The 14,472-nt window shown below is 52.1% G+C and carries 13 protein-coding genes and 1 other annotated feature; of the genes, 10 read left to right on the top strand and 3 right to left on the bottom strand.

Going from position 1 to position 14,472, the window contains the following annotated elements; translation table 11 throughout:
* Positions 1-102: 102 nt before the first annotated feature.
* From ACQKPA_RS14735 to ACQKPA_RS14710, 6 genes are all read left to right on the top strand, one after another.
* A complete protein-coding gene (locus ACQKPA_RS14735) occupies positions 103-1,281 on the top strand; it encodes a YhgE/Pip domain-containing protein (RefSeq protein WP_427493366.1) in 1,179 nt (392 codons plus the stop codon).
* Between the two features lie 206 nt (positions 1,282-1,487).
* Positions 1,488-2,141, top strand: coding sequence for a response regulator (locus ACQKPA_RS14730; RefSeq protein ID WP_427493364.1), 654 nt, complete (start codon positions 1,488-1,490; stop codon positions 2,139-2,141).
* A 47-nt stretch (positions 2,142-2,188) separates the two neighbouring features.
* Positions 2,189-3,262 (top strand): sensor histidine kinase, encoded by a 1,074-nt coding sequence (locus tag ACQKPA_RS14725; protein ID WP_427493571.1) that lies wholly within the window; start codon positions 2,189-2,191, stop codon positions 3,260-3,262.
* Positions 3,263-3,470: 208 nt separating this feature from the next.
* Positions 3,471-4,406, top strand: coding sequence for an ATP-binding cassette domain-containing protein (locus ACQKPA_RS14720; protein WP_427493362.1), 936 nt, complete (start codon positions 3,471-3,473; stop codon positions 4,404-4,406).
* A gap of 29 nt (positions 4,407-4,435) precedes the next feature.
* Complete coding sequence (locus ACQKPA_RS14715) at positions 4,436-5,554, top strand: ABC transporter permease (protein WP_427493360.1); 1,119 nt, start codon at positions 4,436-4,438, stop codon at positions 5,552-5,554.
* The gene (locus tag ACQKPA_RS14710) at positions 5,554-6,705 is read left to right on the top strand and encodes an ABC transporter permease (RefSeq protein ID WP_427493358.1); all 1,152 of its coding nucleotides are present in this window, start codon (positions 5,554-5,556) and stop codon (positions 6,703-6,705) included. The genes ACQKPA_RS14715 and ACQKPA_RS14710 overlap by 1 nt, the downstream gene beginning before the upstream one ends.
* Before the next feature lie 74 nt (positions 6,706-6,779).
* On the opposite strand, the gene trpS is transcribed toward ACQKPA_RS14710, so the two are convergent.
* On the bottom strand, positions 6,780-7,763 hold the full coding sequence (gene trpS, locus ACQKPA_RS14705; protein WP_427493356.1) for a tryptophan--tRNA ligase: 984 nt from the start codon (positions 7,761-7,763) through the stop codon (positions 6,780-6,782).
* 49 nt (positions 7,764-7,812) lie between these two features.
* Positions 7,813-8,087 (bottom strand) — a binding site (T-box leader).
* A 119-nt stretch (positions 8,088-8,206) separates the two neighbouring features.
* Here trpS and ACQKPA_RS14700 point away from each other — a divergent pair.
* Both ACQKPA_RS14700 and ACQKPA_RS14695 read left to right on the top strand, forming a co-directional pair.
* On the top strand, positions 8,207-9,157 hold the full coding sequence (locus ACQKPA_RS14700) for a hypothetical protein (protein WP_427493570.1): 951 nt from the start codon (positions 8,207-8,209) through the stop codon (positions 9,155-9,157).
* Between the two features lie 86 nt (positions 9,158-9,243).
* Positions 9,244-10,818: a sigma-70 family RNA polymerase sigma factor gene (locus ACQKPA_RS14695; protein ID WP_427493569.1), complete on the top strand. Its 1,575-nt coding sequence runs from the start codon at positions 9,244-9,246 to the stop codon at positions 10,816-10,818.
* Between the two features lie 179 nt (positions 10,819-10,997).
* Here ACQKPA_RS14695 and ACQKPA_RS14690 read toward each other — a convergent pair whose 3' ends face one another.
* The gene (locus tag ACQKPA_RS14690; protein WP_427493354.1) at positions 10,998-11,762 is read right to left on the bottom strand and encodes an SDR family oxidoreductase; all 765 of its coding nucleotides are present in this window, start codon (positions 11,760-11,762) and stop codon (positions 10,998-11,000) included.
* Positions 11,763-11,952: 190 nt separating this feature from the next.
* Positions 11,953-12,780, bottom strand: a complete 828-nt coding sequence (locus ACQKPA_RS14685) for a MerR family transcriptional regulator (RefSeq protein ID WP_427493352.1) — start codon at positions 12,778-12,780, stop codon at positions 11,953-11,955.
* Between the two features lie 228 nt (positions 12,781-13,008).
* Here ACQKPA_RS14685 and ACQKPA_RS14680 point away from each other — a divergent pair, with 228 nt between their 5' ends.
* Together ACQKPA_RS14680 and ACQKPA_RS14675 are read left to right on the top strand one after the other, a co-directional pair.
* Positions 13,009-13,464 (top strand): SgcJ/EcaC family oxidoreductase, encoded by a 456-nt coding sequence (locus ACQKPA_RS14680; protein WP_427493568.1) that lies wholly within the window; start codon positions 13,009-13,011, stop codon positions 13,462-13,464.
* Positions 13,465-13,487: 23 nt separating this feature from the next.
* Complete coding sequence (locus tag ACQKPA_RS14675) at positions 13,488-14,294, top strand: phosphotransferase family protein (protein WP_427493350.1); 807 nt, start codon at positions 13,488-13,490, stop codon at positions 14,292-14,294.
* Positions 14,295-14,472 lie beyond the last annotated feature (178 nt).

Here is a 14,472-nt window from a genome sequence, read left to right as displayed (position 1 = left end):
CTCCGCTGAAAGCTGATGATTGAACATATTTCTCTCTTCATTATAATTAACGATGTGATCATTAATCAACAGTTTGTTCATTAACAATGAGGAGTGGTAGATATGGGTTTCTTAAGACAAAACATGCTGTGGATCGGCGCATTGGTTGTCATTCTGGTGCTGTCGGTCTTCGGCGTGGCCATGATGGGATCGATCGCGGGAGCGAAGCCGAAGTCGCTGCCCGTTGCCTTGGTCGTCTTGGATCAGCCGGCGGAGTTACCGAACGGCGAACCCCTTGCTGTTGGCGACATGATGAAGGGGATGCTGCAGGGAAACTCACAGCTGCCCATTCAGTGGGAGATCGTCAATTCGGAAGAGGAGGCACGGAAAGGGCTCGACAGCCAGAAGTATTATGGAGCCCTCGTGCTGCCTGAGGACTTAAGCGCAGGCATCTTGTCGCTGCAATCGCCTGCTCCGAAGCCGGCTGTGGTGCAAGTGCTGGTGAACGAGGGGATGAGCACGCAGGCATCCACTGCGGTGAAACAGATGCTCGGGCAAGCGATGAAGATGGTGGGAGCGCAGCTCTCCAACCAGGCATTGACCATGATCAGTATGCAGACGGATATGCTGCCCGTAACAACCGCACAGGCTCTCCTTACCCCGTTTGAGGTTCATGAGGAGGTTGTTCACCCTGTCGGGGTTAACCACGCAAGCGGCAATGCGCCGGGCATGCTGGTACAGATTTTATGGATCGGATGTCTGATCATTAGCGTGTTCTTGTTCCAGGCGCTGCAGAAAGCTGTAGCTGATGGCAGCGGCAGGGGAACCTCGATTGTGCTGCAAGGCGCTGCCGGATTGCTGCTGGCTGGTCTGGCTACCGGTTTCCTGGTATGGATGGCCTCCTCCTGGTATGGCATGGAGTTTACCAACGGGGGCCGTGTTTGGTTGATGCTGTGGCTGGCCGGTTCAACTTTCTTCCTTCTTCAGTCGACCCTGCTCAACTGGATGGGTCTCCCGGCTATGGGGATTTTGGTGCTCCTGATGTTCTTCTCAATGCCGCTTCTCAATATGGCGCCGGAGTTTCTGCCGCAGGCAACACAGGATTGGCTGTACTCGTGGACACCGCTCCGCTTTGCTGCTTCGGCTCTAAGAGATGTGATGTATTTTGACGGGGTTTCCGCATCTTCCGCGAATGCTGCCGTACTATGGTCCATCGCCGGAGGTTTCCTTGTTCTGCTGCTTGCCTCGGTGCTGAAGAAGGGGAGCCTTTCCGATAAAAGAAAGTCGATGACCGCTTCTTAATAGAATAGGCTGGTGAATGGGCAGTGTGGGGTGTGTACCCGCACTGCTTTTTTGCTTTGCTTAAAGCAGGTTGGTACATGTTAGCCGGGAACCTGGAGTAGTGCGTTAGCATCGTGACGGCCCCTCTTTTATTTAGGCGAATAAAATACTATCGTTCTTCAAGATGACAGCCTGTATAATCCTGAATAAGGGAGTGTGAGCGTAAGTTGAAGATTAAAGTGATCATAGCGGACGATAACTCTTTTATCAGGGAAGGTATGAAAATCATTCTGACTACGTTTGATGAGTTCGACGTCGTGGCGACCGTTGAAGACGGCCAGGAAGCGGTGGCCTATTGCGAAGCGCATGAAGTGGATGTGGCGCTGATGGACGTCCGGATGCCGAACCTGAATGGCGTTGAGGCCACGAAACAGCTCACGGAACGCACTCAGACTAAGACACTGATCTTAACGACCTTCGACGACGATGAATACATTACCGATGCGATCCTGAATGGCGCCAAGGGTTATCTGCTGAAGAATAACGACCCGGAACGGATTCGCGATGCAATCAAAACCGTGTACCACGGCCATCATGTGCTGCAGGACGTCGTACTGGATAAAATCAAATCCGGGCTGTCTCCCGGAAAGCCTGACAAGGAAGATAAGGCAGACAAGTTCGACCGGAGTCTATTTACCGAAAGGGAACTGGATATTATGGCGCTCATCGCCAAAGGGCTGGCCAACAAGGAAATCTCGAAGAAGCTGTTTATTTCCGAAGGCACGATTGCCAATCACATCACTTCGGTTCTCAGCAAGACAGGTCTTGAGCATCGAACCCAGATTGCGATTTTTTATCTGACGGGGGAAGTGAATAAGTGAGCGAACGCCGAAACTATGCCGAACTGTGGGTCATCGGGTTCAAAAGCATGCTGTTCCTGTATGTGATCAGCCAGTCGTATGCCTCTGATCTTGCGATGACGCCATGGTATATCCTTGTCGTACTTCTCTACCTGTCCGTGAATGTATCCGTCTATATTTTCAAGAGCCGAAGTATACAGCCGTACCTCATGCTGCTTGCTGTTCTTGTTGTCGCGGCTTCCTCATTCTACATCCATCCGCTGCTCTTCATGCTGCTTCCCGTGAATCTGTACGAGCTGTTGTCCCTTTACGTTCGCAGGAGCTGGATGATCCTGATCTCCCTGCTGGTTCCAGCGCTTATCGTACCTCAGGGGTTTGTAATGGCCTATGTTTCTACATCCGTTCTATCCTATATTTATCTTACGATGCTCAGAACTTTTGTTAACCGAGCCGCATCCTATCAGGAGCAGAACGAGCAGATGCACCGTGAACTGGATCGGTTGACCCAGCGGCTGAGCGAAAATAATGAGTACATCCGGCAGTTTGAATATATGTTCAAGCTGGAAGAGCGAAATCGGCTGTCCCAGGAAATTCATGACAAAATCGGGCATTCCATGACGGGAGCGTTGATTCAGATGGAAGCGGCCAAGCGCTTGATGACAACGAAGCCGGACAAGTCCGCCGAGCTGCTGCAGAATGCTATATCCATCTCCAAAGAAGGCATTGAGAGCATCAGGCAGGTTCTGAAGAACGTAAAGCCTCCGACGGAGCAGCTCGGCATCAACCGAATGCGTTTATTCCTTGAGGAGTTCTCCGCTCAGCACCCGATCAAGACCGTATTAACGCATGAGGGCAATATGGATGTGATTACGCCGCTTCAGTGGAAAATCATTCAGGACAACACCCAGGAAGCGTTAACCAATACGATGAAGTATGCTAATGCAACGGCAGTCTCGTTACATATCGAAGTTCTGGGCACCATGATCAAGGCCAAGATCAGCGACAACGGCAAGGGCATGCAGAAAGTAATCAAGGGTCTTGGAATCATAGGCATGGAGGAGCGAGCCGCGGTCGTGAACGGAACCGTGATCGTGGATGGCTCGAGCGGCTTCTCGGTGACCACTTTAATTCCTTATAGCTAAACCCGGTAAGCGCATTTGGCGGATTAGGGATATCGGGTCAAACAAAACATTTCCCATAAGGGTGAAGATTTGGATCGTCAACAACATGAAGATTCTCATGGGTAAGGATGAACTTGTGCACTATCGCAAGGGCATCCTTTTTTCGTACGATAAATGCAGATCAAGTCCACCGGTTGATGCGTGGATGGAATATGGAGGCGAAAAACGTATGAACGTGCTGGAGATCAAAGGGCTTACGAAGAAGTTTGGGGATTTCATAGCGGTAGATCAGTTGTCGTTGAACATACGGGAAGGCGAGATCTTCGGCTTCCTGGGCGCGAACGGAGCAGGCAAGAGCACAACCATCAATATCATATCGTCGCTCATGCCCATGACCAAGGGAGAGGTTCATGTCCTGGGCAAGGATCTGATGAAGTTTCGAAAGTTCGCGAAGCAGCAGATCGGCATGGTTCCGCAAGAGGTCGCGATATATGAGGATCTGACCGCCTATGAGAATGTTCACTTTTTTGCCGGATTGTATGGACTGAGAGGATCGGAGCTTAGGAGCAGGGCCGAAGAGGCGCTTTCCTTCGTCGGACTTAGTGACAAACATAAAATGTACCCGAAGAGCTTCTCCGGAGGCATGAAGAGACGACTGAATATCGCTTGCGCGATTGCCCACAGACCGAAGCTGATCATCATGGATGAGCCGACCGTCGGCATCGATCCCCAATCGAGGAATTATATTCTGAACTCGGTCAGGAAGCTGAACGAGATGGGCAGTACGATCCTGTACACGAGCCATTATATGGAGGAAGTGGAGGAGCTCTGCACACGGATTGCCATTATCGACCACGGCAAGATCATAGCGGAGGGCACGAAGGCACAGCTGAAGGCCATTATTACGGACCAGAAGGATATCGGGATCGAAGTGCAAACGACCGCCCATCTTGAATCGAGCAAGCTGAAGGAGATTGCAGGCGTCAAATCGGTTGAAGTGAAGGAGAATATCGTGCACATCAGCTCCGACGCAGGAGTCAATAACCTGAATAAAATCATTCAGCAATTCATGGCGCAAGGCATTGAAATTCGTTCCGTTCAAGCGTCCGAGCCGAATTTGGAAACGGTGTTCCTGACGTTGACCGGCCGGAGCCTTCGGGATTAGCGGACTTAGGAAGAAGGAGGTGGAAGTACATGAACGTACTGAGAATCGCGCTGAAGGAGATGAAGATCGTCCGGGAGCCGCGGATGCTGGTATTCATGCTGGCAACCCCGGTGCTGCTCATTCTGATCCTGGGGACGGCGCTTTCGAATGCCTTTAACGGCAGTACCACGATTGGAGACATCCGGGTGTTATACCATAACGACGGTGCAGAACCCGCGCTTACGGAGCAATGGCAGGTTTTCATGCAGGAGGCGGAACGCTCATCGGGCATCGTCTTTGAGCAAGTCGAGGAAGGCATGGACGGAGGGCAGGAAGTGAGAAACAACCGGTACACCGGTTACGTGGAAATGGACGGCCAAGGGATCCGTTATGATGGAAACAGCCGCAGCAGTATGGAGAACGGGATTGTGCAGGGGATGCTGTCCGCATTTACCGACCGGTACCGGCTGTCAGCCGAAGCCGCGAAGATCGATCCGGGATATAAGAGCAAGCCGCTTGTTGATGGTGGAGGGAGCTATGTGCTGGAGTCTTCCATTCAGGGAGCGAGGCAGCCGGGTTCGCTTGATTATTTTTCCATTGCGGTCACCACGATGATCATCCTGTATAGCGCCTTGACGGCAGGCGGACTCATCGATAGTGAGCGAAAGCGAAACACCGCACAGCGCCTATTGGCCTCACCGGTGACGAAAGCCGAGATTTTTGCCGGAAAAATAACGGGCACGCTCGCGATCAATGCCGTATTTGTCATCATCGTTGTGCTGATCAGCAAGTATATGTTCAATGCCTATTGGGGGGAGAACCCCATCATGGTATTCCTGGTTTTGTTCACCGAGATCCTGTTTGCACTCAGCCTCGGGCTCGGCATCAGTTACGTGCTGAAGGGAAATGCAGCCGGAGCTGTCATCATGGTCATTATTCAACTGGCTGCGTTTTTCGGCGGAGGATATACGCCGGTTGCAAGCACAACGGGATTCATGAGGGAGGCCGCAACGTATTCTCCCTTGCATTGGTCCAATGAAGCGCTGCTGCAGCTCATCTATTCAGGCAATGGGTCGGCAGCTATGCACGCGATGATGCTGAATATCGGTTTTTCCATCCTGCTGCTGGCTGTAGCCATGATTTCGATGCGAAGAAGGGAGGGGCTGTAATGATGAAGGATATGCTCTGGCTCATTCGAAAGACGATATTGACCTCGTTGAAGGATTATAAAAATCTGCTGCTCGTTATCGCGCTTCCTATTGTCGGCATTATGCTATCCACCTTAATCTACAAGGGTTCTGGAGAGACTTCCGTTAACATTGGGATCGTGAACCACGATATCGAACAGAAGGTCACGCAAGATACGATCGATTTTGTTGCTCATTTGGAGCATACCGAGGTATCGGTCATTAGGGAATCGGAAGCGGATGACTTGGTTGTGTCGGGTGAGCTGGATGCGGTGCTGATTTTCCCCGAGGGGTTTGCGCAGGGCGTAATTCAGGGGGCACCCGAGCCGGTCCGGATCGAATCGATTAAGGGAGCTCAGGTTACGGGGTATGTCAAATCGTATCTGAACGCGTACGTCCAGAATATTTCATCCATGGGGGTTATGGCGGGTGGCGATGCCGCCGCATTTAACGAATTATACAGCGGTTATCGCAGCTCAACGTTTCAATTGTCCACGACTACGGTTGCGGATCAATCGGCCAATCTTGATATGACCAACCGGACGATCGGTTACTTGGTTGTGTTCATGTTATTCTCCGCCGTGAATTTATCGGCATTGACGATCCGAGATCGTGAGAACCGTACGTACTATAGACTCTTATCGTCGCCTATTACGGCCCGCAGCTACGTCTTCTCGAATGCCATCGTGAACATCGTTTTGATGATGATCCAGATTGCGGCCACCTTGTTCGTCATGACCCGGTTCTTTCATATCGAGCCAGGCATTCCGCTCTGGCAGATGTTTCTGATTCTGTCGCTGTTCGCTCTGGTCGCGGTCAGTTTATCGCAGGTCATTGTCGCGTTCTCGGACAGCACCATGATGGCGAACGGAATCCAGACGATGGTGATCATGCCGACTTCGCTGCTGGCGGGGTGTGTATTCCCGCTATCCGTGATGCCCGAAGCGATTCAGCGAATCGCCGATTTCCTGCCGCAGTATTGGCTGCTCGATACGTTCGGCAAGCTTCAGCAAGGAAGCGGGCTGAACGACGTGATTCTGAATGTTGCGATTCTGCTGGCTTTTGCCTTGGCGTTAACGCTGATTGCTACCTATAAGTTCGCAAGAAATAGAGATACACAGAGCTATGTATAAAACATAAGCAGGACGTCCCTTGTTCTGATTTCCGATAAGGAAACAGTAATCAAAGGGACGCCCTCTCGGTTCTTTCAGAACGTGACCAATCCCATCGCTTTCTTGGCGGCAAGCAGTGTTGGGCCTGCGGTTTCGGAAGCCCGCTTCGCTCCGTCCATCAAGATGCGATCAAGCTCGGAGGAATTCACGATTTGATGGAACCTCTCCTGGATCGGTTGAAGTTTCTCGATGACCACTTCGGCCAATTCCTTCTTGAACGTGCCGTATCCTTGGCCTTCATACCGTTTCTCGATGACGGAGATGGCTTCCTCGGAGAATACCGAATAAATCTCGATCAGATTGCTGACCGCCGGCTTCTGCTCCCAGTCATGCCGGACCTCGCCGTCTGAGTCGGTAACGGCCTTCGAGAATTTCTTGCGGATATCCTCCGGCGTATCCATCATGTGAACGCAGCTGTTTTTGTTCGGATTGCTCTTGCTCATCTTCTTGGATGGATCGTCAAGGCCCATGATGCGGGAGCCAATATCCTGAATGATCGGCTCAGGCACCGTAAACGTGCGGCCATACCGGTTGTTGAAACGCTCGGCCACATCGCGGGTTAGTTCCAGATGCTGCTTCTGGTCGTCACCGACAGGCACATGCGTTGCCTGATAGAGCAGCACATCGGCAGCCATGAGGACGGGATACGTGAAGAGCGCCGAGCTTACCGTTTCTTGACCTTCGGATTTTTCCTTGAATTGGGTCATCCGCTTTAATTCACCAAAGTGCGCCTGCGTCTCCAGCAACCACCCGAGCTCTACATGCGCGGGGACCTGGGATTGCAGAAAGATCGTCGCTTTATCGGGGTCAATGCCCGACGCAATGTACAGAGCTGCAATGTCCCGCGTGCGCTGGTGCAGCTTCTTGGGATCCTGATAGACCGTGATCGCATGCAGATCCGGTACGAAGAAATAGGACTCATACTCATGCTGCAGCTTCACATATTGACGGAGAGCACCTCCATATCCGCCAATATTCAAATCTCCGCTCGGCTTAATGCCTGACAATAATCGCTGCATAACACACCTCCTAATTGTTTTGAGAACAACACAAAAACACCTCATCCCACTATGGGACGAAGTGTAACTCCGCGGTACCACCCGAATTCGACTATACGGTCGCTCTCTAGCATGACGTGGAAATGGGGCAATGCACCATTATTCCTGCCATATCTCCATTATAACGGTGGAGAGCCGTCAAGGCCTACTGCCCCGGCACAGCCGAAAGGTTCGGGTTGAAGCGAGAAGATCCATTCACTTATTCCGGGGTACCGGGCCTCGCACCATTCGCCGGTTCGCTTGGACCTCGAGAGATAAGCTACTATTTCTTCTCATAGCCGTGTGGTATGTTGTTCTTAAATTCATCCGAACTGCTCTGTTCCGATGAGAAGAGAGCAAGATGAATATGATGAGAATCATTACACAGGCGTTAGGGGAATGTCAAGGGGGGTAGAGGAGTTATGATGAAGGATACGGTGATTCTCGCAGATGGATTATCCATACTGTCGCAGTGCAGACGGCTAACGGGGGATGTTTGGCAAGCACACTACGGAGCGGCTGCAATCGCGGGTTATTTTTTTATAAAGGAAAACCACGGGTCCGAGATAATCGAAGAGGCCGTGGCGGCGGAGAATCGAAGGATGATCGACAAGTACTTGCAGCAGGGAACGATGACAGGGGAAAGCATGGACGTGAAAAGCGCAGAGTCAACGATTCTTGCGGCTCTTGACGATACGATCGATGGTCTGCACTGGGTTGGGCACAACGTGATTTATGCAGCAATAAGCCTGGCTGCACTTCATGAGCTGGAAGGAGGTCTCCAGCATGAAGTAACAGATATTGCGGAATTAATCTCCTCTTTCGCGAAGACGATTCCGGGAAGGTCTTGGATCGGATATTCGGCAGCCGAGGTCAAACGTTTGACCCTGGAAAAGGTTGATGGAATACCTGAAATAACGGGCGCCGATCAGCTATCGGCCTTTATTCTGAATGAACTGGCCGCTTATTCGGTGATCTACAGAGCGGAAGCCCATCATGATTTGATAGGGCATATGCTTACCTTCTCACATGCCTTGAACATATTGTACGATCTTGGTCATCGTGCTTATTTCCACAGAGGATTACCCGGTTTGCTTAAAATCGTGAAGGTACTCCGTGCCAGCCGCGAACTGGACGCTGCTCAGCCGATCCGAATTGTGTCACCGGTGGATAGGCTGCCTCTTGCGGAGGCCGCAAGATCGGTGTGGCTTCCGAATCAGCCGGAGTATTGGGCGGTTATAGACGGGGCTTCTATCGACTGGGAGTTTGGCCATCTTTTCAAATTTCCGTTCAGCTTCTATCATCACTGGAACCGTACTTCGGAAGCGCCAGAGAAGGCTTTGGAGAATTTCCGTTATATTGTCCATCCGGCGTAGCCGATCATTTTCCGAAGCGAGGTAACCTTTTTAGTACGAATCGGCACTTAGTTTATGAGACACCGAGAAGGGAGGTTTTAGTGAACGTGTTCCAGTGGATTGAGGAAGCCCGGCGGGGCAGTACGGAGGCCCAGGAAAGCTTGGTCCGGCATTATACCGGCATGGCGCTGGCCGTGGCCTACGATAAATTGCAGGATTCCCATTTAGCGGAGGATGCCGTGCAGGAGGCGTTTACGGAGGCCTTTGTGAATCTGCATAAGCTGCAGGATCCCCGGCGTTTTCCAGGATGGTTCAAAGTGATCGTGGAGCGGCAGTGTTACAGAGACTTGCGCCGCAAGCAATTTCAGACGTTCCCGCTGCATGAGATTGAATTGCCGGTGGGAGATCAGCGAAGCTTGGAGTCGGTCGTGGAAAAGAGAGAGATGATCGGTCAGCTGCATACTACGATAGCGGATTTGCCATCGAACATGCGGATTGCGGTTCAGCTCTATTATTTTCAAGGCTACAGCCTGCGGGAGATCTCGCAATATTTGGATATATCCTTGCCGGCTTTAAAGAAGCGCCTCTTTGATGCCCGGCGGAAGCTGAAGAATACGCTTCATGTAGCCGACTTTGTCTCGGTGTTCACCGATCTGTATGAGGGAGGCAGGCGTATGCTGCATATCGTTAACGGAGATTCAGTAGGGGATAAGCTGAAGCAAGGGAACGTTCAAGGAGATATCCTGGTGTGGAGGGAGATTTATTCGTTTGGTCCGGTCTTCACGAAGATGGACGAGCCGGATCATCGGAGAACAAGAGCTCAGTATCTGGAGCTAACGCTGGGGATTCCGCAGAAGGAATATATCGAGACCTGCGAGTCGCAGGAGAGGAAGCTTGTGGATTTTCAAAAATATGATGAAATCGTGCTCTGGTTTGAGCATGATCTGTTTGACCAGACGATGCTGACCTGCTTGCTGCATTGGTTTAAGGAGCAGTCACTGGGAAATACGAAGCTGAGTCTGCTGTGCATTGGCGCATACCCGGGGATCGAGCTGTTTCGCGGGCTGGGGCAGCTTAGCACAGAGCAGCTCAAGACGTTATCAGGCACATGGCACACGATTGGAGAAGAAGAGCTTATGCTGGGCAGCATGTTGTGGGAAGGCTATGCCTCGGATCTGCCGGAGAAACATCAGCGCATGTTGGAGGTTGATTCCTCGGCACTGCCTTTTGCGAGGGCTGCATTCGAAGCCCATCTGGCACGGCTGCCCTCTGTGAACAATGGACTCGGGATCATCGAGCAGACGACGTTGGAGGCTGTGGCGGGCGGAATCCATAAGCCGTATGAGTTGTTCCGCAAGGTAGGTGACCAACTCCATACACTCGGAATGGGAGATCTGGAGTTCTGGTATTACCTGGCGAAGATGACAGAGGGGCCTGATTCCTTGTTGAATATCGATGATACAGCACAATTTCCGAATTTCAAGCTGGCCGTACCCCGTTTCCAAGATCGGGTGCTCCAAGTGACGAGTCTGGGGGGGGAGGTATTAGCCGGGAAGACCGACTATGCCTGCACGGGAAGGATAGATAAATGGGTAGGAGGCCTGGATGTGCGGGGGAAGGATCCGTCATGTCGCTGGAACCCGGGGCGGAAGTCGGTTGTGCAGATAGCTGAATCCGATTAAACAACAGATACAAGAAAAGGGCGATCCTGCTTGGCGTTGATGCCGGGCATGAATCGCTTCTTTTTAAGATATCAGAAAGTATAAACTTCGGAGGATCTGCGCCTGATATCGCAAGAGAAACTACCGCTAAACGTGGTCTGTCTTCTTTGAGAGTGCGTCGATAGTCGTTGTTCTTATCGTTACAGATGAGAGCCGCCAGTAGCGTCAATCATTTGTCCCGTGACCCAGCGCCCGTCGCTTGATGCGAGAAACGCCACGACATCCGCAATATCCGACGGCTGACCGATTCGGCCAAGCGCGGACATCTCAGCGGCATGCTGCTGCCCTTCTGGCGTATGCAGCCATGCAGCATTCACATCCGTATCCACGATGCCAGGGAGAACCGCATTCACCGTGATCCCGCGTGGACCGAGCAGCTTGGCGAGATGCAGGGTGAACGTATTGACGGCTCCCTTGGTGATGTTGTAAGCCATAATATGCGGGTAGGCGATCCGCGTAACGCCGGAGGAAATGTTGACGATGCGCCCGTCGTCACGCAGGAGCGGCAGGGCCTGTTGGACAAGGAAGAACGGTGCTTTTACATTAACGGCAAGCAGCTCATCGAAGCTTTCCTCGGTCGTCTCTTCAAAGGTGTTGGAGGTTCCGATGCCTGCGTTATTCACCAGAATATCGAAACGGTTGTCCCCCGTTACGCGAACAAGTTCCTCCTCCAGCGAATGAATGAGTCCTTTTGCTCCGTCTACCGATTCCAGTTTGGCGCCTAGGGCGATAGCTCGCCCACCCTGATCTTGTATAGTCTGGACAACCTGATCCGCAGCATCCCGGCGGGTTCCGTAATGGACAACGACCAGAGCCCCTTCTTCCGCTAACCGAAGCGCGATTCCTTTGCCGATGCCTCGGCTTCCGCCTGTAACCAATGCGATTTTGTCTTCTAATCGTTTCATGAAATCCCACTCCTCTTGTTCGATTTAACGCTACTGTACACTCTCCTGTTAAGGGGAGAGTCAAGAGGGCGGTTTAGAATTATTCAAGAGTCTTTCATGAACAAAAAGGACATCCGGAGTTACTGCTTCTTCAAGTATGGATAGAGACTGAGTCGAGGTTCGTTTCGGTAGCCCTCACGGCAAGGAAGGGTTACTCCGCGTTACCTTGCAAGGGGATAAGCAATTCCGCAGGGCGCTTCTTACCATAGATATCTTTATCCGAGGTGAGATAGATCTCGCGGATCGGCTCCGATTCCGATTGAACGAGGCCTTGGGACGAAATCCATGCCTTGAGCTCGGGTATAACGGGGCAGCTATGGATGCACGGATCACAACGATGTACAAGAGATGCGGCAGATATCAGTTGCGGCAGAAAGTCCACACGAACACGCCCATTAGCAGGTATGCCCCTAGTTATGGGGACTGCGACTTCGATATCGGCGATGTCGGCATTCCCGCTGCCGTGGTCATGCCAAAGAATGGTTAGCTGCCTGGCTTCCTCTTCTCCATAAGAGGCAGCGTATTTCGTAATCTCATCCAGCAAGAGACATAGCTGGCTGCGGGGGACTTGGTCACGAATGAAAGCGGCACGCTGGGATGGGACTTCCCGGATAGTGGGGCCACCCGGATTCCCTGCTTCGGATCGTTCCAAGCGCGTCATCCTGCTGTTCACTTCATCCAACTGCAGCTGGAGGCTCCGCATCGCATGCTGAAGCTCCGTCATTTTATCCTCAAGTTTGTTCTTGACGACATCGGTTCCTATATCCTCTTCAAAAAAAGGTTTGAGCTGTTCCAAGGTAAACCCCTGTTTCTTGTAGGCGGTAATCCGCTTAACGGTCAGAAGCTGCTCCTCGGAATAGTAACGGTATCCGCTTTGTTCATCAACATGGGCCGGCTTCAATAGGCCCAGCTCATCATAATATCGCAATGTTTTGATGGAAATGCCGCTGACCTTGGCAAAAGCGCTGATCTTCATCATGCCGGTTACAACCTCCTTTACAATTCGGTCTCTCGTCGATAACGATATCATATCTCGCGCTCCCGCTTGCGTAAAGAACGCAACTTGCCGGATCTGAAGGAGCACTCGGTCCCAAGACCGAGTCTGTTTTCATCCTGGAGCGGGAATTCAGTTCGGCCGAATTACCGTACAATGTGTTCAAAGAAGGTTCAGTGATCCCGCTTAAGAGCAAGAAAGGAGTTAAGGATGATGAACGGTACGCACGAGGATCGCCAGGCGATCCTAACGTTATTCGATTCGCTGTCCAAGGCATGGGGAGAAGGGAATGGCCGGGCTTATGCAGAATGCTTTACGGATGATGCGGATTACGTCACGTTTAGCGGACAGCACTTGAAGGGCCGCCAAGAGATCGATGAGGTTCATCAGAAGCTGTGGGATGGGGTGCTGCGAGACTCCAAGCTGGTTGCGGGACCAACCCCGACGCAGCTGCGTTTCCTAACCCCGGAGCTTGCGATAGCCCAGGCTACGGGAGCGGTGCAGCTCAGATTCCATAAAAAGCCGCCCACCGGCCGCTTTTCCATTAATACCAACGTGCTGGTCAAAGTGAACGGCGAATGGAAGATATCAGCATTTCATAACTGCCGGATTCAGAAGCCAGGCTGGATTCAGCGGATGATGATGCGTTCGAATTCAAAATCAAGCTGACATAAAGATGCGGAGGATGAGCTTTGAAGAAGGGTGCGCTGATCGGAAAAGGCAGGAGTGCAGAGGTCTATGAATGGGGAGAGTCTCAGGCACTAAAGCTGTATTATGAAGGATATCGTCCGGAATGGGTGACATATGAGGCGGAGGTGGGCCGCATCGTTGCGGAAGCGGGCGTGCCTGCCCCTGCCGTCTTTGAGATGGTGGATATCGAGGGACGAACAGGGCTGGTGTATGAACGGGTGACAGGGCCGTCGATGCTGCATCAGGTTCAATCGTCACCGCACAAGCTCATGAAGTGCGCCAGGGAAATGGCACGGCTCCAACATGCGATGCATGGCTGCACAACAACCTTGCTGCCGCCGCAAAAAGAAAGGCTGGAGCATGCGATTCTTGATGCAAGCGGCATCCTGCAAGGAAAGGCGCAGGTTATATGCAAGGTACTGGACTCTTTTCCTGAGGGGGACTCCATCTGTCATGGCGATTTCCACCCGGACAATGTGATCGTGGCGGAGAGCGGATGCCGGGCGATCGATTGGAATAACGCCACGATTGGTGACCCTCTATGCGACGTCGCCAGAACATCGCTGATGTTCCAATCGCCGTTTAACCCGGATGATCAGCCAGGCATCCTGGTGCTTCCGCTTCGGATGGCCCGCATGCTGTGGAATAAAGTATACCTGAACGAGTACTGCCGATTATCCCATGCGAAGCTGGAGGATATCGACCGCTGGATGCTGCCGGTAGCGGCAGCCAGGCTGAGAGAGGATGTCCCTGGTGAAAGAGCATGGCTGCTGGGTCTAATTGATGATCGGCTGCGTGTATATGTTTAATGGAGATTAGGGCTCACAAGATATTGTACTTCCTGGGCTTCCGCAGGCGGGATTGACTGTCATCGAGCAGGAGATCAGGCGCTTGGAGCGGAGGATGAAATAGCGGGAGGCAACAGGAGAGATAAGTAGAGCGCTATGCAGGAGTACCTTTTACCAAAGTCGCCGGGAAATCTCAAAC

The organism is Paenibacillus sp. NPDC093718, from assembly GCF_050279985.1.
Lineage (GTDB): Bacteria > Bacillota > Bacilli > Paenibacillales > Paenibacillaceae > Paenibacillus_AQ.
This window is presented reverse-complemented; position numbering and strand designations above follow the sequence as displayed.

What these genes read in the sequence shown, in the direction of transcription:
- ACQKPA_RS14685 (WP_427493352.1), bottom strand. Translation starts at nt 12,780, where the DNA reads ATGATGAAGATCAGCGCTTTTGCCAAGGTCAGCGGCATTTCCATCAAA.
- ACQKPA_RS14725 (WP_427493571.1), top strand. Translation starts at nt 2,189, where the DNA reads ATGCTGTTCCTGTATGTGATCAGCCAGTCGTATGCCTCTGATCTTGCG.
- ACQKPA_RS14700 (WP_427493570.1), top strand. Translation starts at nt 8,207, where the DNA reads ATGAAGGATACGGTGATTCTCGCAGATGGATTATCCATACTGTCGCAG.
- trpS (WP_427493356.1), bottom strand. Translation starts at nt 7,763, where the DNA reads ATGCAGCGATTATTGTCAGGCATTAAGCCGAGCGGAGATTTGAATATT.
- ACQKPA_RS14720 (WP_427493362.1), top strand. Translation starts at nt 3,471, where the DNA reads ATGAACGTGCTGGAGATCAAAGGGCTTACGAAGAAGTTTGGGGATTTC.
- ACQKPA_RS14735 (WP_427493366.1), top strand. Translation starts at nt 103, where the DNA reads ATGGGTTTCTTAAGACAAAACATGCTGTGGATCGGCGCATTGGTTGTC.
- ACQKPA_RS14715 (WP_427493360.1), top strand. Translation starts at nt 4,436, where the DNA reads ATGAACGTACTGAGAATCGCGCTGAAGGAGATGAAGATCGTCCGGGAG.
- ACQKPA_RS14710 (WP_427493358.1), top strand. Translation starts at nt 5,554, where the DNA reads ATGATGAAGGATATGCTCTGGCTCATTCGAAAGACGATATTGACCTCG.
- ACQKPA_RS14690 (WP_427493354.1), bottom strand. Translation starts at nt 11,762, where the DNA reads ATGAAACGATTAGAAGACAAAATCGCATTGGTTACAGGCGGAAGCCGA.
- ACQKPA_RS14680 (WP_427493568.1), top strand. Translation starts at nt 13,009, where the DNA reads ATGAACGGTACGCACGAGGATCGCCAGGCGATCCTAACGTTATTCGAT.